General features: G+C 71.5%; 16 protein-coding genes and 2 tRNA genes. 12 read left to right on the forward strand and 6 right to left on the reverse strand.

Annotated features, from left to right (window positions below; genetic code table 11):
- Positions 1 to 16 precede the first annotated feature (16 nt).
- From ES689_RS11535 to ES689_RS11550, 4 genes are all read left to right on the forward strand, one after another.
- Entirely contained in the window at positions 17 to 502 is a 486-nt protein-coding gene (locus tag ES689_RS11535; protein WP_146904459.1) for a ribose-5-phosphate isomerase, read from the forward strand.
- 101 nt (positions 503 to 603) lie between these two features.
- Positions 604 to 1,578 carry an Fpg/Nei family DNA glycosylase gene (locus ES689_RS11540; protein WP_123548221.1) on the forward strand — a complete coding sequence of 325 codons (975 nt, stop codon included), beginning with the start codon at positions 604 to 606 and terminating at the stop codon, positions 1,576 to 1,578.
- Between the two features lie 4 nt (positions 1,579 to 1,582).
- Entirely contained in the window at positions 1,583 to 2,206 is a 624-nt protein-coding gene (locus ES689_RS11545; RefSeq protein ID WP_146904461.1) for an FMN-binding negative transcriptional regulator, read from the forward strand.
- A complete protein-coding gene (locus tag ES689_RS11550; protein ID WP_146904464.1) occupies positions 2,203 to 3,759 on the forward strand; it encodes an amidohydrolase in 1,557 nt (518 codons plus the stop codon). The genes ES689_RS11545 and ES689_RS11550 overlap by 4 nt, the downstream gene beginning before the upstream one ends.
- Positions 3,760 to 3,868: 109 nt before the next feature.
- Here the strand turns inward: ES689_RS11550 and ES689_RS11555 are convergent, their stop codons facing one another.
- The gene (locus ES689_RS11555) at positions 3,869 to 4,360 is read right to left on the reverse strand and encodes a Dps family protein (RefSeq protein ID WP_123548224.1); all 492 of its coding nucleotides are present in this window, start codon (positions 4,358 to 4,360) and stop codon (positions 3,869 to 3,871) included.
- A 181-nt stretch (positions 4,361 to 4,541) separates the two neighbouring features.
- Here ES689_RS11555 and ES689_RS11560 point away from each other — a divergent pair, with 181 nt between their 5' ends.
- Positions 4,542 to 5,939: a sensor histidine kinase gene (locus ES689_RS11560; RefSeq protein WP_146904467.1), complete on the forward strand. Its 1,398-nt coding sequence runs from the start codon at positions 4,542 to 4,544 to the stop codon at positions 5,937 to 5,939.
- Positions 5,940 to 5,975: 36 nt separating this feature from the next.
- Positions 5,976 to 6,614 carry a response regulator transcription factor gene (locus ES689_RS11565; protein ID WP_146904958.1) on the forward strand — a complete coding sequence of 213 codons (639 nt, stop codon included), beginning with the start codon at positions 5,976 to 5,978 and terminating at the stop codon, positions 6,612 to 6,614.
- A gap of 22 nt (positions 6,615 to 6,636) precedes the next feature.
- On the opposite strand, the gene ES689_RS11570 is transcribed toward ES689_RS11565, so the two are convergent.
- Complete coding sequence (locus ES689_RS11570; protein ID WP_191330389.1) at positions 6,637 to 7,431, reverse strand: SGNH/GDSL hydrolase family protein; 795 nt, start codon at positions 7,429 to 7,431, stop codon at positions 6,637 to 6,639.
- Positions 7,432 to 7,598: 167 nt separating this feature from the next.
- Positions 7,599 to 7,669 (reverse strand) — tRNA-Gly (locus ES689_RS11575).
- A gap of 151 nt (positions 7,670 to 7,820) precedes the next feature.
- Here ES689_RS11575 and ES689_RS11580 point away from each other — a divergent pair.
- From ES689_RS11580 to clpX, 5 genes are all read left to right on the forward strand, one after another.
- Positions 7,821 to 7,893, forward strand: a tRNA-Pro gene (locus ES689_RS11580).
- Positions 7,894 to 7,955: 62 nt separating this feature from the next.
- Positions 7,956 to 9,278, forward strand: coding sequence for a trigger factor (gene tig / locus ES689_RS11585; RefSeq protein WP_146904473.1), 1,323 nt, complete (start codon positions 7,956 to 7,958; stop codon positions 9,276 to 9,278).
- A gap of 235 nt (positions 9,279 to 9,513) precedes the next feature.
- Positions 9,514 to 10,101: an ATP-dependent Clp protease proteolytic subunit gene (locus tag ES689_RS11590; RefSeq protein ID WP_123548229.1), complete on the forward strand. Its 588-nt coding sequence runs from the start codon at positions 9,514 to 9,516 to the stop codon at positions 10,099 to 10,101.
- Between the two features lie 40 nt (positions 10,102 to 10,141).
- Positions 10,142 to 10,804 carry an ATP-dependent Clp protease proteolytic subunit gene (locus ES689_RS11595; RefSeq protein ID WP_123548230.1) on the forward strand — a complete coding sequence of 221 codons (663 nt, stop codon included), beginning with the start codon at positions 10,142 to 10,144 and terminating at the stop codon, positions 10,802 to 10,804.
- A 163-nt stretch (positions 10,805 to 10,967) separates the two neighbouring features.
- The gene (gene clpX, locus ES689_RS11600; RefSeq protein WP_146904476.1) at positions 10,968 to 12,248 is read left to right on the forward strand and encodes an ATP-dependent Clp protease ATP-binding subunit ClpX; all 1,281 of its coding nucleotides are present in this window, start codon (positions 10,968 to 10,970) and stop codon (positions 12,246 to 12,248) included.
- 133 nt (positions 12,249 to 12,381) lie between these two features.
- On the opposite strand, the gene ES689_RS11605 is transcribed toward clpX, so the two are convergent.
- The gene (locus ES689_RS11605; protein WP_146904479.1) at positions 12,382 to 14,469 is read right to left on the reverse strand and encodes a M3 family metallopeptidase; all 2,088 of its coding nucleotides are present in this window, start codon (positions 14,467 to 14,469) and stop codon (positions 12,382 to 12,384) included.
- Between the two features lie 35 nt (positions 14,470 to 14,504).
- Between ES689_RS11605 and ES689_RS11610 the strand changes: the two genes are divergently transcribed.
- Positions 14,505 to 15,359 (forward strand): methyltransferase domain-containing protein, encoded by an 855-nt coding sequence (locus ES689_RS11610; protein ID WP_146904482.1) that lies wholly within the window; start codon positions 14,505 to 14,507, stop codon positions 15,357 to 15,359.
- Positions 15,360 to 15,408: 49 nt separating this feature from the next.
- Here the strand turns inward: ES689_RS11610 and ES689_RS11615 are convergent, their stop codons facing one another.
- Together ES689_RS11615 and valS are read right to left on the reverse strand one after the other, a co-directional pair.
- Entirely contained in the window at positions 15,409 to 15,663 is a 255-nt protein-coding gene (locus ES689_RS11615; protein ID WP_123548234.1) for a hypothetical protein, read from the reverse strand.
- Positions 15,663 to 18,287 (reverse strand): valine--tRNA ligase, encoded by a 2,625-nt coding sequence (valS, locus tag ES689_RS11620; RefSeq protein ID WP_223269560.1) that lies wholly within the window; start codon positions 18,285 to 18,287, stop codon positions 15,663 to 15,665. The genes ES689_RS11615 and valS overlap by 1 nt, the downstream gene beginning before the upstream one ends.
- Positions 18,288 to 18,387: the final 100 nt, after the last annotated feature.

An 18,387-nucleotide genomic window follows, 5' to 3' on the forward strand; every position in this document is an offset into this window, starting at 1 on the left:
TCCTAGGATCGACAGCATGCGCATCCACGTGGCGACCGATCACGCCGGTCTCGACTTCAGCAAGACCGTCATCCATCACCTCTCCGACGCCGGCCACGACGTCACCGACCACGGCCCGACCAGCTACGAGCCGCTCGACGACTACCCGTCGTTCTGCATCGCGGCGGCCCGGGCCGTCGTCCGTGACCGGCAGGCCGGGCACGAGGCCCTGGGCGTCGTCTTCGGCGGCTCGGGCAACGGCGAGCAGATCGCGGCGAACAAGGTCGAGGGCGTCCGTGCCGCCCTGGTCTGGAACGACTCGACGGCGAAGCTCGCCCGTCAGCACAACGACGCGAACGTGATCGCGATCGGCGCGCGTCAGCACACGGAGGCGGAGGCGCTGGCCTTCATCGACGCGTTCGTCGCCGAGCCCTTCAGCCACGACGAGCGCCACGTCCGCCGCATCGCCCAGGTCGGCGAGTACGAGACGACGGGCGCGATCGCCGGGCACCCGGTCGACTGACGACGTAGCGTCGAGGGCTGCGGGATCCACGAGGGCCCCGCAGACCCGTCGTCCCCGTCGGATCGGCCTGCCCGATCGACCCCAGCCAGTGAGGTGCCGCCGTGCCCGAGGGCCATTCCGTCCACCGCATCGCCAACCAGTTCGAGCAGACCTTCGTCGGGAGCCGGTGTGAGGTCAGCTCGCCCCAGGGGCGGTTCGCCGCCGGTGCCGAGAAGCTGGACGGCGCGACCATGGTCGACGCCAAGGCCGTCGGCAAGCAGATGTTCCTCGAGTTCGACAACGGCCTCTGGCTGCACGTGCACCTCGGCCTCTACGGCGCGTGGGACTTCGCGGGCGACATCGCCACGGGCCACTCGATGGCCGAGTCGCGGACTCGTCGTGCCCGCACCCGCAAGGCGGAGGCCGCCCCGGACGACGACGGCGAGGACTCGATGGCGAGCATCGGCGCGCCTCGTCGGAGCCGCGTGCGGATGGCCGAGCAGGAGAAGGCCGAGGACGACATCGAGTCGTTCCCGCCCGAGCCCGTCGGCCAGGTGCGCGTGCGCCTGCTGACCGACACCGCGGTCGGCGACCTGCGCGGCCCCACGAAGTGCGAGGTGCTCGACGCCGCCGGGGTCGACACGGCGATCGCGAAGCTCGGCCCCGACCCGCTCGTCGACTCGCCGAAGAAGGGGAGCGACCGCTTCGTCACGACGGTGCGGAAGAAGCGCACCCCGATCGGCCTGCTGCTGATGGACCAGAGCGTCGTGAGCGGCATCGGCAACATCTACCGCGCCGAGCTGCTCTTCCGGGCGCGGCTCGACCCGCACACCCCCGGCAACCAGGTGCCGGAGGACGTGCTGAAGGCGATCTACAAGGACTGGACGAAGCTGCTCCGGAGCGGCGTCGAGCTCGGACAGATGATGACGATGGACGGCCTCACCAAGGCGCAGCACGCGAAGGCCCTGCGCAGCCGGGCCGACCGGCACTGGGTCTACCACCGCGAGGGCCTGCCCTGCCGGGTCTGCGGCACCAACATCGTGATGGAGATGGCCGCGGGTCGGAAGCTCTACTGGTGCCCGGTCGACCAGACTTGAGCCCATGCGCCACACTCCGCACTTCGTGCAGTCCGACGTCGACGAGGTCAAGCGGCTGATCCGCGAGAACCCGTGGGCCACGATCGTCGCCTCGACGGCGGAGGGGATCGTCGCCTCGCACTACCCCGTCGTGCTCGAGGACGACCTTGCCGACCCGGCCGCGATCGTGCTCGTCAGCCACGTGGGCAGGCCCGACGAGCGCTCGCTCGAGCTGGGCGCTGCCGAGGTCATGGTGATCGTCCAGGGGCCGCACGGCTACGTGTCTCCCGGCTGGTACCCCGCCGAGCAGATCATCCCCACCTGGAACCACGTCACGGCGCACCTCTGGGGCACGCCCGAGATCCTGTCGGACGACGAGAACTTCCGCGTGCTCGGCGAGCTCGTCGACCACTTCGAGCGCGTCATGCCCGAGCCGTCGACCCTGACGCTCGACGAGGAGGGCTCGCGCCGCGTCGCCAAGGGCACCGTCGGCATCCGGCTGCGGGTCGCCCGGTTCGACGCGCGCGCCAAGCTGAGCCAGAACAAGGCGCCCGAGGTCGTCGACCGCATCGTCGACGAGCTCGAGCACGGCGAGCACTACGCCCAGCCCGCCCTCGCGGCCGAGATGCGACGGGCCCGCGGCCGATGAGCGGCAGCCCGTCCGCCGTCGGGATCGCCTCCGGACCCGGCACCGGCACCGGACCCGAGGAGGCGCGTCCCGTCCTCCTGAGGGACGCCCGCCTCACCGGCCTCCACAGCTCGGAGGACGCCGACCGCGTCGACGTCCTGCTCGTCGCCGGCGTGGTCGCCGACATCGGCCAGGGGCTCTCAGTCCCCGACGGCACCGAGATCGTCGGCCTGGACGGCCGGTGGCTCGGCCCCGGCCTCTGGGACTCCCACGTGCACATGGACCAGTGGGCGCTCGTTCGGCGCCGGCTCGACGTGTCGGCGGCAGGCTCGGCCGCGGAGGCCGCGTCGCTCGTGGGGGAGCACCTCCGCTCGCAGCCCCCGGCCCTCGGGCAGCCCCTGATCGGCTACGGCTTCCAGGACGCGCTCTGGGCCGACGAGCCGACCTGGGCCCTGCTCGACGCGGTCTCCGGCGACGTCCCCGTCGTCCTCGTCAGCAAGGACCTGCACTCGGTCTGGCTGAGCTCCCGCGCACTCGCGGCCCACGGACACGGCGGTCACCCGACGGGCCTCCTGCGCGAGGCCGACGCCTTCGCCGTGAGCACGGCGGTGAGCACGGTCTCGGAGGACCAGCTCGACGAGTGGGTGCGCGAGGCGGCCGAGGCCGCGGCCGCGCGGGGCGTCGTCGGGATCGTCGACCTCGAGATGACCCTGTCGATCGAGCGCTGGGCGCGCCGGGTGGCCGCGGGCACGACGTGCCTGCGCGTGCGCGCCGGCGTCTACCCGGCGGACCTCGACGAGGTCGTCGCCCGCGGCCTCCGCACCGGCGACGTGATCCCCGACACGGACGGCCTCGTCGAGATGGGCCCGGCCAAGATCATCACCGACGGCTCGCTCGGCACCCGCACCGCGTGGTGCCACGACCCCTACGTCGGCATGCAGGGCGACCCCGCGGCTCGGGGCGTGGCGACGTACGCGAGGGAGGCGCTCGTCGACCACCTGAGACGCGCCTCCTCGGCGGGCCTCGTCCCTGCGGTGCACGCCATCGGGGACGCGGCGAACGCGTCGGCCCTGGACGCCCTCGAGGAGGTGGGCTGCGGCGGCTCGGTCGAGCACGCGCAGCTGCTCGACGCGGACGACGTCGCTCGCTTCGCCCGCCTCGGGATCGTGGCCAGCATCCAGCCCGAGCACGCCATGGACGACCGCGACGTGGCCGACCGGCTGTGGGCCGGCCGCACCGGGCGCTCGTACGCCTGGGGGAGCCTCGCCGAGGCGGGGGTGCGACTGCAGCTCGGCTCGGACGCCCCGGTCGCGCCCCTCGACCCCTGGGTCGCGATCGCGGCGGCCGTGTGGCGCGCGAGGGACGACCGCGACCCGTGGCACCCGGAGCAGCGCCTGGCAGCCCGGACGGCCCTCGCCGCGTCGACCGGCGGCTGGACGAGCGTCGAGGTCGGCTCTGCGGCCGACCTGGTCGTGACGGAGGCCGACCCGCTCACGGCGACGGACCACGAGCTGCGCGCGATGGTCGTCTCGGCGACCCTGCTCGGGGGCCGGTTCACGCACCGCGCCCTCTGAGGTCGCCCGGCCCTGGACCTGGCCCCGTGTCCGAGTCAGGACGGGACAGCTCACGACGAAGGCCGCCGCCCCGAGGGGCGACGGCCTTCGTTCGTCAGGAGGTGGGGACTCAGCCGGCGACGTGCGCGGCGAGGAACCAGCGGTCCTTCTCGAGGCCGCGGGAGATCTCGATGGCGACGTCCTGGCTGGAGGCGTCGAGCTCGCCGAGCTCGTCGATGGCCGTGCGGACGGCGACGAGCGAGGCGTCGATCTGGGCGACCAGCTCGGCGATCGTGCGGTCGATCTGGTTGAAGCCGGGCGAGGTCGTGGGGATGCTCGTCTTGGCGGCGACCGTCTCGATGCGAGCGTCGACGGGCAGGCCGAGGGCGACGACGCGCTCCGCGGCGAGGTCGGCCCATTCGCGGGCGTGGTCGACGACCACGTCGATCAGCTCGTGCACGGCGACGAACGCGATGCCGCGCACGTGCCAGTGCGCCTGCTTGCCGTTGACCGACAGCGCCGTGAGGTCGGTCACGATGGGGCTGAGGAACTGCGCGACGCCGGCGGCGACGTCGGGGTCGACGGATCCCTGGGGGACGGTGATGGTGGTGGCGTCGGTCATGGCGATGTCCTTTCCTAGACGATCTCCCCAACGGTAGAGGGCTGAGGGAATTTCGCAAGCAAGCTGAGGCTCGGCTCACCGAGGGCAGCCTGGCCTCACCTCGCCGTGGGGGGATAACCCCACCGCCCTCTCGGGCGCTGGCACCATGGGGCAGGGCCCGCGCCTCCGCGAGGCTCGAGACATGACCCAGGAGAGCACCATCAGCGCCCCCACGAACCCCTACCTCTCGCCGCCGCCCCCGCCCGGCGGCTACGGGCGTCGCTGGCGCGCACTTCCCCGTGAACTCGGCTACGTGGCGCTGTCGGCGGTGCTGGTCGTGGTGATCGGCGGGCTCTCCACCCTGTTCTTCCGGTCGCTCGGCCGTGCCGACAACTCGGTCGTCGGGTTCGTCTTCCTCGCCCTCGTGGTCTTCGCGAGCCTGTGGCTCGCTCGCTGGTTCGGCACGTTCGAGGTGATCCGCCTGCGCTGGGCGATCGACCGGCCGGTGCGTCCGGTCGACTGGACGCCGAACACCACCTGGGGTCGCTCGGACAACCGCGCCGTCCGCGCGCTCTCGGCCTTCGCGAACCCGCACTACTGGCTGTACCTGCTCTACGGCCTCGTCGTGTTCCCCGCCGCGGCCGCCCTCACGACCACCGTCATCGTGCTGCTGGTCGCCGGCCCTGCCCTGTTGTTCGTCTTCGGCGGCGTGGTCGTCGGCAGCGTGCCCGGCGGCAACGGCCTGCACACGGTCTTCGGCGGCGGGGCGGGTCTCCTGTTGCTCCTCCTGGGGGCGGTCGTGCTCGCCGGGGTCGTGCTGCTCATGCCCTTCGTCGTGCACGGCTTCGTCGTGATGCACCACGCGATCGCGGCCGCCATGCTCGGCGGGTTCCGCAGCGACCAGCTGGCCGTCGAGCTCGCCGACCGCGAGATCTCCCGCACCGCGGCGCTCTCCGCCGAGGGCACCGCCCTCCGTCGTCTCGAGCGCGACATCCACGACGGCCCGCAGCAGCGCCTCGTCCGTCTGCAGATGGACCTCGCCGCGGCGGCCAGGGCGGTCGACTCCGACCCCGAGAAGGGGAAGGCCCTGATCGAGGAGGCGCGGGCGCAGTCGCGCGAGGCCCTCGAGGAGCTGCGCGCCCTGTCCCGCGGCTTCGCACCACCTCTGCTGCTCGACCGTGGGCTGGTCGCGGCGCTCGAGTCCCTGGTCGACCGCGCCGTCATCCCGACGACGCTCGTGGACCGGGTGCCCGCCCACGTCGTCCTGCCCGCCGACATCGAGCGGAACGCCTACTTCATCGCCTCCGAGCTCGTGACCAACACCGGAAAGCACTCGTCGGCGAGCTCGGCCGACCTCGCGCTGCGCACACGGACGGCGCCCGACGGCCGCGGCACCCTGCTCGAGCTCGTGGTCACGGACGACGGGCAGGGCGGTGCCGGCCTCCGCGACGGGCACGGCCTCGCCGGCGTGCAGGAGCGACTCGTCGGCCTCGGCGGCTTCCTCGACATCTCGAGCCCCGCGGGCGGGCCGACCATCGTGACCGTGAGCATCCCGCTCGTGGCCGACGGGGCCGCCGAGGGGGAGACGACCGCTCCCTAGACTGAGGGCGTGCCCGAGCGACCTGAGACCCCTGCCCTGCGCGTCGTCGTCGCGGACGACTCGGTGCTCCTCCGCGAGGGCCTCGTCCGCCTCCTCGACGAGATAGGCGCCGACGTCGTCGGCGCCTACGGCGACGCGGACTCCCTCCTGGCCGAGCTCGACGAGAAGGCGCCCGAGGTGGCCGTGCTCGACGTGCGGATGCCCCCGACCCACACCGACGAGGGGGTGCGCGCCGCGATCGAGGCCCGGCGCCGCCGTCCCGGCCTCGGCATCCTGCTGCTCTCCCAGTACGTCGAGGTGGCCTACGCCCGCGACCTGTTGGAGGCCGGCAGCGGGGGAGTGGGCTACCTGCTCAAGGACCGCGTCGCCTCCGTGGACGAGTTCGGGGACGCTCTCGGCCGGGTGGCCGACGGCGGCACGGTGCTCGACCCGCAGGTCGTCTCCCAGCTGCTGGGGCGACGGGGCGACCCCCTCGCCGCGCTCACGCCCCGCGAGCGCGAGGTGCTGACGCTGATGGCCGAGGGGCGCACGAACGCCGCCATCGCCGCCGCCCTCGTCATCGGCACCGGGGCCGTGGAGAAGAACGTCACCTCGATCTTCCAGAAGCTGCTGCTCGAGGACAGCGGGAGCGACCACCGCCGGGTCCTCGCCGTGCTCGCGTTCCTGCAGCGGTGACGTCGTCGCGGCGGTCGACCGGCTAGCTGGTGCGCGACCGGTCGCCCCCGGCCGTGCCGTCCGCCGCCGGGCCGGCCTGGAGCAGGTCGCCCCGGGTGCCGCCCACCTCGAGGATCGTCTCGCGGAGCGACTCGCCGAGGCGCTGGTACCCGGCGGTCGTGGGGTGGATGCCGTCGGGCGAGGTGCCGGCCGCGAACACGAGGCCGTCGCGGGCGAAGCCCCACGGGTCGGTCCAGGTCCAGCCCCTGTCGAGGACGTGTCGTTCCAGGGCCTGCTGGTACAGCGCGGCGGCGGCGGGGGAGCGGTCGTACGGCGGGATGGCCGCGACGACGACGTGCTCCGGGGCGATCGTGGCGACGACGGCGTCGTACGACGCGGCGGCCCGGGAGAACTCGATCCCCTTGCGCACGTCGTTCGTGCCCGACATCAGCACGAGCACGTCGACGTCGGCGACCGGGGTCACCGCGGCGGCCTGTTCCTCGATCGTGCTGCCGCCCTTCGCCCAGCCGCCGACCCACTCGACGCCGTCGCCGCGCGCGTACGTCATCCAGGTGTTCGCGTCGAGGCCGTCGCTGAGCAGTCGCCCGCCGCCGGCGGTCAGCGAGTCGCCGACGATCGCGACGCGCACGGCGTCGCGTTCCGTGTCGGGGCCGGCCTCGCGGTCCGCACCGCCGGGGGCCGCGGAGGCCGCGGCCTGCGGGACTCCGGACGGGGCGGACCCGGGGGAGGCGGTGGTCACGCCGGCGCCGCACCCCGTCGCGAGCAGGGTGAGGGCGGCCGCCGTGAACGCGGCCCGGGCGACCTTCGCGCGATCCATCCTCAGATCATGGCGCACGCGCACCGGCGCTCCGTACCGAGACGGCACTGCACGCGCCCCCTCTTCGGGGATGCCGCGTCGAGGGCATCGAGAGACGAATGACATCGAGGCAAGGATTCATGCACGGTGCCTGCAGCACCGGACGCCGGAGGCGTCGAACCATCGAGAGGGGATGACGGGAATCGAACCCGCGCCATCAGTTTGGAAAACTGAGGCTCTACCATTGAGCTACATCCCCGGAGTGGCGTCTGCCACAGGGGTGACTCAACTATAGAGCATGTCGCCGACCGGCCCCGCACGGGCGCTCTCCAGGTCGGCTAGACTCCCTCGAGGCTTGTCTCCACCCGACCTCAACGGGATCAACGGAGCTCGTCGTGCCAGGTGATATACGGGGCGTAGCGTAGTGGCTAGCGCGTCCGTTTTGGGGGCGGAAGATCGCAGGTTCGAGTCCTGTCGCCCCGACGATCGTCTACCTGCTGTCTCGGACGTGAGTTCAGCACCACCAACACAGGAGAAGCCCCACATTGGTCCAGACCACCGTTGAGAAGCTCAGCCCCACGCGCGTCAAGCTCAACATCGTCGTCAGCCCTGACGAGCTCAAGCCCAGCGTCACGCACGCCTACGGCCACATCGCGGAGTCGATCAACATCCCCGGCTTCCGCAAGGGCAAGGTGCCGCCGCCCATCATCGACCAGCGCGTCGGTCGCGAAGAGGTCCTGAACCACGCGGTCGGCGAGAGCCTCGACAAGTTCTACCGCGAGGCCGTCTCCGAGACCGAGATCCGCGTGCTGGGCCGTCCCGAGGCGGACGTCGTCTCGTGGCCCGACGTGAAGGACTTCTCCGGCGACCTCACCATCGCCGTCGAGGTCGACGTGCGTCCCGACTTCGACCTGCCCGACTACGAGGGCATCGAGCTCACGGTCGACTCGGTCGAGATCAGCGACGACGAGGTCGAGGAGGAGCTGTCGAACCTGCGCACGCGCTTCGGCACGCTCGTCACCGTCGACCGCCCCGCCACCACGGGCGACTTCGTCCAGATCGACCTCACGGCCACCATCGGCGACGACACCGTCGACACTGCCCAGGGCGTGTCGTACGAGCTCGGCTCCGGCGAGCTGATCGAGGGCATCGACGAGGCCCTCGAGTCGCTCACGGCCGACGAGAGCACCACCTTCGAGTCGAAGCTGCTCGGCGGGGACCGCGAGGGCGAGACCGCCCAGATCGCCGTCACCGTCACCGCCGTCAAGGAGCGCGAGCTCCCCGAGGCCGACGACGACTTCGCGCAGATCGCGAGCCAGTTCGACACGATCGACGAGCTCAAGGGCGACCTGAGGGAGCAGCTGGCCAAGTCGAAGACGTTCGGCCAGGGCGCCCAGGCTCGTGACCAGGTCGTCGAGAAGCTCCTCGAGTCCGTCGAGATCCCCGTGCCCGAGAAGCTCGTCGAGGACGAGGTGCACCGTCACCTCGAGCAGGAGAACCGCCTCGAGGACGCCGAGCACCGCACCGAGGTGACCGAGAGCAGCGAGAAGGCCTTCCGGAACCAGATCCTGCTCGACGCGATCGCCGAGAAGGAAGAGGTCAAGGTCGAGCAGGACGAGCTGACCCAGTACCTGATCCAGGGCGCCGCCCAGTACGGCATGGAGCCCGGCGAGTTCATCAAGGTGCTCGACCAGAACGGCCAGATCCCCGCCATGGTCGGCGAGGTCGCCCGCAGCAAGGCCCTCGCGGTCGTGCTGTCGAAGGCCAAGGTCGTCGACGGCGAGGGCAAGGAGGTCGACCTGTCGGCCTTCACCGCCACCGCGGGCGTCGGCGGCGACGACGACCACGAGGGTCACGACCACGCGTGAGCTGAGCTGACGCGTCAGCGCCGATGAGGCGCAGGCGCAGAGAGGGCCGGGTGCTGGTGCACCCGGCCCTCTGTCGTGTCCGGGGGGACGGGCGTCTCCGGACTGCACCCGCGCCTCCTCGGGTCGGTCTCGTCGCCGTGCGGAGCGGAAGTTATTGCCGTGGGCGAACAGCCCGGAACCCGTGCGTTCCACCGGATAGATTCGACGACAAGCGACAACGAATGGGAGCTCCACCATGGCCGACGTGACACTGCCCAACAGTGTTTTTGACCGACTTCTCAAGGACCGCATCATCTGGCTCGGTTCCGAGGTGCGGGACGAGAACGCCAACGAGATCGCAGCGAAACTCCTGCTCCTCGCCGCTGAGGACAGCGAGAAGGACATCTACCTCTACATCAACTCGCCCGGCGGGTCGATCACGGCGGGCATGGCGATCTACGACGCCATGGAGTTCGTGCCGAACGACATCGTGACCGTGGGCATCGGCATGGCGGCCTCGATGGGCCAGCTGCTCCTGACGGCCGGCACCAAGGGCAAGCGCTACATCACGCCCAACGCCCGCGTGCTGCTGCACCAGCCGCACGGCGGCTTCGGCGGCACCAGCTCCGACATCCAGACGCAGGCCCAGCTCATCCTCTCGATGAAGCAGCGCCTGGCCGAGATCACCGCCGCCCAGACGGGCAAGACCGTCGAGCAGATCAACGAGGACGGCGACCGCGACCGCTGGTTCACCGCCGAGGAGGCCCTGGAGTACGGCTTCGTCGACCACATCCGCGGCTCGGCCACCGACGTCGTCGGCGGCGCCGGCACGGACCAGTCGTAGAACTCCCTCCCCGATCGTCAGCAGAGAAAGAGACACACTCATGGAACTCCCGATGATGGGCGGCGCGGGTCGACTGCAGACCCCGAGCTCCCGGTACATCCTCCCCAGCTTCGAAGAGCGCACGGCCTACGGCTACAAGCGCCAGGATCCCTACGCCAAGCTCTTCGAGGACCGCATCGTGTTCCTCGGCGTGCAGGTGGACGACGCCTCGGCCGACGACATCATGGCGCAGCTGCTGGTGCTCGAGAGCATGGACCCCGATCGCGACATCACCCTCTACATCAACTCGCCCGGCGGCTCGTTCACGGCCATGACGGCCATCTACGACACGATGCAGTACATCCGTCCGGAGATCCAGACGGTGTGCCTCGGCCAGGCTGCCTCCGCAGCTGCCGTCCTGCTCGCGGCCGGTCAGCCCGGCAAGCGCCTCGCCCTCCCCAACGCTCGCGTGCTGATCCACCAGCCCGCGACCGGCGGCAGCAGCGGCGGCCAGGCGTCGGACATCGAGATCCAGGCGAAAGAGGTGCTGCGCATGCGCACCTGGCTCGAGGAGACGCTGTCGAAGCACTCGAACAAGACCCCCGAGCAGGTCAACCGGGACATCGAGCGCGACAACATCCTCGGCGCCGACGAGGCGCTGGCCTACGGCCTGGTCGACCAGGTGCTGACCTCGCGGAAGAACCAGCCGGCGCTCACGCGCTGACCTCCTGCGCTGCACGACCGCGCGACGACGGAGCCCTGGGCGCGCTGCCCGGGGCTCCGTCGTGTCCGAGCCGCAGGTCGGTCCCAGAGTGTCGGGGGATCGGGTTAGGCTCGGTTCCAGACGTCCGACAGGGGGCGACGACGATCTCGTAGGGAGGCCGGGCATGGCACGCATCGGTGAGAGCGCTGATCTGCTCAAGTGCTCGTTCTGCGGCAAGAGCCAGAAGCAGGTGCAGCAGTTGATCGCCGGCCCCGGCGTCTACATCTGCGACGAGTGCGTCGAGCTCTGCAACGAGATCATCGAAGAGCGCCTGGCCGAGGCGGGCGACGAGCCCACGAGCGAGTTCGACCTCCCCAAGCCTCGCGAGATCTACTCGTTCCTCGAGGAGTACGTGATCGGGCAGGACGCCGCGAAGCGCGCCCTCTCGGTGGCCGTCTACAACCACTACAAGCGCATCCGTGCCGCGTCGACGCTGACGGCGGCAGAGTCGCTCGCCGACGAGGTAGAGATCTCGAAGTCCAACATCCTGCTGATCGGCCCGACGGGCTGCGGCAAGACGTACCTCGCCCAGACCCTGGCCAAGCGGCTCAACGTCCCGTTCGCCGTCGCGGACGCGACCGCCCTCACCGAGGCGGGCTACGTCGGCGAGGACGTCGAGAACATCCTGCTCAAGCTCGTCCAGGCGGCGGACTACGACGTCAAGCGCGCCGAGACGGGCATCATCTACATCGACGAGATCGACAAGATCGCGCGCAAGGCCGAGAACCCGTCCATCACCCGCGACGTGTCGGGCGAGGGCGTGCAGCAGGCGCTGCTCAAGATCCTCGAGGGCACGGTCGCCTCCGTACCTCCCCAGGGCGGTCGCAAGCACCCCCACCAGGAGTTCATCCAGGTCGACACGACCAACGTGCTGTTCATCGTCGCCGGGGCGTTCTCCGGCCTCGAGGACATCATCTCGAACCGCGCGGGCAAGCGCGGCATCGGCTTCGGCGCCCCGCTGCACAGCAAGGAGGACGAGGCGGCCCTCTTCAGCGAGGTCCTCCCCGAAGACCTGCACAAGTTCGGGCTCATCCCCGAGTTCATCGGGCGCCTGCCGGTCGTGACGACCGTGACCCAGCTCGACCAGGCTGCCCTGATGCAGATCCTCACCGAGCCGAAGAACGCCCTCGTGCGGCAGTACCAGCGCATGTTCGAGATCGACGGCGTCGAGCTGCAGTTCGAGCACGAGGCTCTCGAGGCGATCGCCGACCTCGCCGTCCTGCGCCAGACCGGTGCTCGCGGCCTCCGGGCGATCCTCGAAGAGGTGCTCGGGCCGATCATGTTCGACGTCCCCTCGGACGACACGGTCGGCACGGTCGTCGTGACCCGCGCCTCCGTGCTCGAGAACGCGGCACCCACCATCGTTCCGCGTCTCGTGGACGAGCGCGTCGAGAAGTCGGCCTAGCCCGCCGCCTCGACGCACCTCCCGAACGCCCTGGACGCATGTCGTCCAGGGCGTTCTCCCGTCCCCGCCGACTCCGCCAGCGACCTGCCGGGGGCGACGGGGACCCGCCGGCAGATGCCGGGCAGGGACGCGATCAGGCGAGGCCGCGGCGCTCCAGCAGGGGCTCGACGCGAGCGTCGCGGCCGCGGAAGTCTCGGTAGGCCTCGAGCGGGTCCTTCGACCCGCCGGCGCCCAGCAGGCGCGCCCGGAACCGGCCGCCCGCCTCCCTGCTCAGTCCGCCGTTCTGCTCGAACCACTCGACGGCGTCGGCGTCGAGCACCTCGCTCCAGATGTAGGAGTAGTAGCCGGCGTCGTAGCCGCCCGCGAAGGTGTGGGCGAAGTACGTGCTCGAGTAGCGAGGGGGCACCTGGGCGAGGTCGAGGCCGACCGCGGCCAGCGCCTCCTGCTCGAACGCCTCGACGTCGTCGACCGAGTCCGCCTGCTCGGGCGAGAGCGTGTGCCACGCCTGGTCGAGCAGAGCGCTGGCGAGGTACTCGCTCGTGGCGAAGCCCTCGCCGTAGCTTCGCGACGCGACGAGCTTCGCGACGAGCTCCCGGGGCATCCGCTCGCCCGTGACGTGGTGCACGGCGTAGTTCTCCAGCAGCTCCGGCCAGAGCATCCACATCTCGTTGACCTGGCTCGGGAACTCCACGAAGTCGCGGAACACGTTCGTGCCCGAGAAGGACGGGTAGGTGACCCGGGCGAGCAGGCCGTGCAGGGCGTGCCCGAACTCGTGGAACAGCGTCGTCACCTCGTCGAGCGTGAGCAGGGTCGGCGAGCCGGCCGGGGGCTTCGAGACGTTGAGGTTGTTGACGACCACGGGCGGGAGCCCCAGCAGGTCCGACTGCGACACGAGCGGGTTCATCCACGCCCCGCCGCGCTTCGAGTCGCGGGTGTAGAGGTCGAGAACGTACAGGCCGACGGGCGCGCCGCCGTCCTCGGTCACCTCGAAGACCCGAGCCTCCGGATGCGGGCCGACGAGGTCCCGCCGCTCGGCGAACTCGAGGCCGTAGAGGCGCGAGGCGGCGTGGAAGACACCGTCGTGAAGCACCCGGTCGGCCTCGAAGTAGTCGCGCATCACGGCCGTGTCGACGTCGAAACGGCGGGCGCGGACCTTCTCGGCCCACCAGGCCCAGTCGCTGGCTCGGAGGTCGGCGGCATCGGCATCGGCGGCGGTGTCGCCGTCGCCGTCAGCACCGTCCCCTGCGGCCTGGCCCGCGGCGAGCTCGCGCAGGTCGGCGAGTTCCGCGGCGGCGTTCCGGGCGGCGGGCGCGGCGAGCCGGCCGAGCAGCCCGGCGACGGCCGCGGGGCTGCCGGCCGTCTCGCCGGCCGTCACCCAGGAGGCGTGGTCCGGGAACCCGAGCAGCACGGCACGTCGGGCGCGGAGACGCACGATCTCGAGCACGAGCTCTCGAGCGTCGTGCTCGCCGCCGCGGCGACCACGGGAGAGCGAGGCGTCCATGACGCGCTCCCGCAGGGCCGGGTCGTCGAGCGACGCCAGCAGCGGGTGCCCGGTGGGCAGCACGAGCGACACGACCCAGGCGCCCTCGAGCCCGCGCTCCCGTGCCGCCTCGGCCGCCGCGCCGAGCTGGCCCTCGCTGAGTCCTCGCAGCTCGGCGGGGTCGCGGACGACGACAGCGAGGTCGTTCGTGTCTGCCAGCAGGGCCTTCTCGAAGCGGGTGGTCAGGGTCGAGAGCTGCTGGTTCAGCTGGCGCAGCGCCTCCTTGTCCTGGTCGTCGAGGGCGGCGCCGGCCCTGACGAAGTCGGCCACGGTGCGCTCGAGCAGGTAGCGCTGCTCGGCCGTGAGGTCGAGCTGGTCGCGCCTGATGTGCAGGGAGTCGAGGCGCCGCCAGATCCGCGGGTCGAGGCGGAGGGCGTCGGCGTGCTCCGCGAGGCGGGGGGCGAGCTCGAGCTCGAGGGCGTCGGTGACGACGTTCGAGTCGCTCGAGGCCTTGTCGAAGAAAGCGTGCTCGACCCGCGCGAGGACGCGGCCGCTGCGCTCGAGCGCCTCGAGGGTGTTGGCGAAGGTCGGCTCGGCCGGGTCCGTCGCGATCGCCTCGAGCTCGGCCCGCTGCTGCTCGAGGCCGGCGTCGAACGCCGGCAGCCAGTCATCGTCGGTGATCTCGGCGAAGGGCGGCAACGCGTACGGCAGGGAGCTCGGCTCGAGGAACGGGTTCGTCATCCGCCCACACTAGGAGGCTCGCTAGGGTCGGGCACATGAGCGAACCGACCGCACGGCACGAGCCGACCGCACCGGGCGGACCCACCGCACCGCGCGCGACGTACACCCACGGGCACCACGAGAGCGTGCTGCGGAGCCACGCGTGGCGCACGGTCGAGAACAGCGCCGCCTACCTCGTGCCGCACCTCCGTCCGGGCCTGTCGCTGCTCGACGTCGGGTGCGGGCCGGGCACGATCACCGTCGACCTCGCCGCCCGGCTCGCCCCGGGGCGTGTCGTGGGCGTCGACGCGGCCGCCGGGATCGTGGCGCAGGCCGCTGAGCTGGCGACGTCTCGGGGCGCCGAGAACGTCGAGTTCGTGGCGGCCGACCTGTACGAGCTGCCGTTCGACGACGACACGTTCGACGTCGTCCACGCCCACCAGGTGCTCCAGCACGTGGCGGATCCGGTCGGTGCCCTCCGCGAGATGCGCCGGGTCGCCCGGCCCGGGGGAGTGGTCGCCGTGCGCGAGGTCGACTACCACGGCACGATCTGGGCGCCGGAGTCGGCGGGCCTCGACCGGTGGATGGACGTGTACCAGCAGGTGCACCGGGGCAACGGCGGCGAGCCCGACGCCGGGAGGCGCCTCAAGGGCTGGGCGCTGGAGGCCGGCCTCGAGGCGGTCGTGAGCACAGCCTCCTCGTGGTGCTTCGCCTCGGACGAGGAGCGCACCTGGTGGGGCGACAGCTGGGCTGCCCGCGCGACGGAGTCGGCGTTCCACGGTGACGCGATCGCGAAGGGCGTCGCGACCGACGCCGAGCTGCACGCGATCGCGGACGCGTGGCGCGCGTGGCGGGACGCGCCCGACGGGTGGCTGCTGATGCCGCACGGCGAGATCGTCGCCCACGCCTGACCGGCGTCTCGCAGAGCTCGAGGACGCGGAGGTGCGCGCCCGGCTCGGGCTAGTCCTCGTCGGGAGCGTCGTCGGGGGCGTGCACGTGCGCCTCGCCCGTGACGGCGTCCACGCGGATCACCGTGCCGTCGTCGAGCTCCACGACGGGTCGGTGCTCGAGGTACGTGAGCGTCCAGCGCCAGGACGACGCGTCGACGCCCTCGTCGGCGAGCTCGCGCTCGACCTGGGCGACCGCGCCGAGCACGGGGGCGGGGAGGCTGGCCGGAGCCGCGCCTCCCACGCTCCAGCGCGTGCCGAGCTGCATCAGGCGCCCGCGGCCGGGGTCGGGACGCCGGCGGCCGCAGGGGCCTCGGGCAGCTCGCCCAGCTCGATCGAGGTCACGGCCAGCGACTCGCCCTCGACGAAGTCCAGCGACTGGATCTTGCCCACGGCGGCCAGGTCGGAAGCTGCTCCGCGGAGCACCTCGAGCTGCGCGGCAGGGGCCGAGATCGTCGCGGACACGACCGGCGTCTTCTGCGAGGCCTTCGCGTCCGACTTCGCGCGACGGACGCCGATCAGGGCCTCGCCGACGAGGCCGAGCAGGCCGGTCGGCACGCCCACCTCGCCGAGCTCGGCGGCCGTCGGCCAGGAGGCGCGGTGCACGGAGTCGTCGTGGGTCCACGACCACACCTCCTCCGTCGCGAACGGCAGGTACGGGGCGAGGAGGCGCAGCAGGCCGTCGATCGTCGTGCGGAGTGCGAGCACGGCCGAGGCCTGCTCGGCGGGAGTCGTCGCACCGTACGCGCGCTCCTTGACGAGCTCGAGGTAGTCGTCGCAGAAGGTCCAGAAGAACTTCTCGGTGACCTCGAGTGCGCGGGCGTGGTCGTAGCCGACCAGCGCCTCCGTCGCAGTGTCGACGACGGCGGCGAACGACGCGAGCAGGTCGCGGTCGAGAGGCTCGGTGATCGCGAACTCGCCCGAGGGCAGCTCGAACGAGTAGACGAACTTCGCCGCGTTGAGCACCTTGATCGCCAGGCGGCGGCCGATCTTGATCTGCTTCGGGTTCTGCGGGTCGAAGGCGGCGTCGGTGCCGAGCCGGCTGGACGCGGCCCAGTAGCGGACGGCGTCGGAGCCGTGGTCGTCGAGCATCGCGGCCGGCGTGACGACGTTGCCCTTCGACTTCGACATCTTCTTGCGGTCGGGGTCGACGATGAAGCCCGAGATCGAGGCGTCCGTCCACGGGACCGTCCCGTGCTCGAGCTGCGACCGGAGCGCCGTGGAGAAGAGCCAGGTGCGGATGATGTCCTGGCCCTGCGGGCGCAGGGAGTACGGGAACACGAGGTCGAACAGCTCGGGGTCAGCCTCCCAGCCGCCCGCGAGCTGCGGCGTGAGCGACGAGGTCGCCCAGGTGTCCATGACGTCGAGCTCGCCCTGGAACCCGCCGGGAACGCCGCGCTGCGACTCGTCGTACCCGGGGGCGGCGTCGCTCGACGGGTCGACGGGCAGCGACGCCTCGTCGGGCACGATGACGTCGTCGAAGACGGGGTTGCCGTCGGCGTCGAGCGGGTACCAGACGGGCAGCGGCACGCCGAAGAAGCGCTGGCGCGAGATGAGCCAGTCGCCGTTCAGGCCGTTGACCCAGTTCTCGTAGCGCACGCGCATGAAGTCGGGGTGGAACCCGACCTCGCGGCCGCGCTCGAGCAGCGACTGCTGCAGGGCCTCGTCACGGGCGCCGTTGACGATGTACCACTGGCGGGTCGAGACGATCTCGAGCGGCTTGTCGCCCTTCTCGAAGAACTTGACGGGGTGCGAGATCTTGCGGATCTCGCCGATCAGCTCGCCCGAGGCGGTCAGCTGCTCGACGACGGCGGCCTTCGCGCTGAAGACCGTCTTGCCGGCGAGCTGGGCGTAGGCCTCGCGGCCCGCCTCCGACTCGATCGCGGCGGGGGCCTCGCTGACGAAGCGGCCGTCGAAGCCGATCACCGCACGGTTCGGCAGCTGCAGCTCGCGCCACCACACCACGTCGTTGGTGTCGCCGAAGGTGCAGACCATGGCGATGCCCGAGCCCTTGTCGGGCTGGGCGAGGTGGTGCGCCACCACGGGGACCTCGACGTCGAAGAGCGGCGAGCGCACGGTGGTGCCGAAGAGGGCCTGGTACCGCTCGTCGTCGGGGTGCGCGACGAGGGCCACGCAGGCGGGGAGCAGCTCGGGACGCGTCGTGTCGATGAGCACGTCGCCCTCGCCGTCGGTGCGGTGGAAGGCGAGCTTGTGGTACGCGCCCGGCACCTCCTTGTCCTCCAGCTCGGCCTGCGCGACCGCGGTGCGGAAGGTGACGTCCCACAGGGTGGGAGCGTCGGCCTGGTAGGCCTCGCCGCGGGCGAGGTTGCGGAGGAACGCCTTCTGCGCCATCGCCTGCGAGCGGTCGTCGATCGTGCGGTAGCTCTGGGTCCAGTCGACCGAGAGGCCGAGCTTGCGCCAGACGTCCTCGAACTGCTTCTCGTCCTCGACGGTGAGGCGCTCGCAGAGCTCGACGAAGTTGCGGCGCGAGATCGGCACCTGGTCGGCGGCCTTGGCCGACTTGCCGTCGCCGCCCTCGAACGGCGGCGTGAACGACGCGTCGTAGGGGAGCGACGGGTCGCAGCGCACCCCGTAGAAGTTCTGCACGCGACGCTCGGTCGGCAGGCCGTTGTCGTCCCAGCCCATCGGGTAGAAGACGCTGGCGCCGCGCATGCGCTCGAACCGAGCCTTGACGTCGGTGTGCGTGTAGCTGAAGACGTGGCCGATGTGCAGGCTGCCCGACGCGGTCGGCGGCGGGGTGTCGATCGAGAACACGGAGGCGCGCGTCGCCTGGTCACGGTCGAACCGGTAGGTGCCCGACTCCTCCCAGACCTGGCCCCAACGGGCCTCCAGCCCCTCGAGGGCGGGCTTCTCGGGCATCGGTGACGTCATGGGCTGCTCCGGTTCTGTGGGCGGCGCCGTGTCGGTGGGGAGGCGCCTGGTTGTGGGACTGCCCTAGTGTACGCGCGGCCGGGACGGCAGCCGGGGTGGC

Origin of the sequence: Frigoribacterium sp. ACAM 257 (assembly GCF_007954365.1) — a bacterium.
Lineage (GTDB): Bacteria > Actinomycetota > Actinomycetes > Actinomycetales > Microbacteriaceae > Frigoribacterium.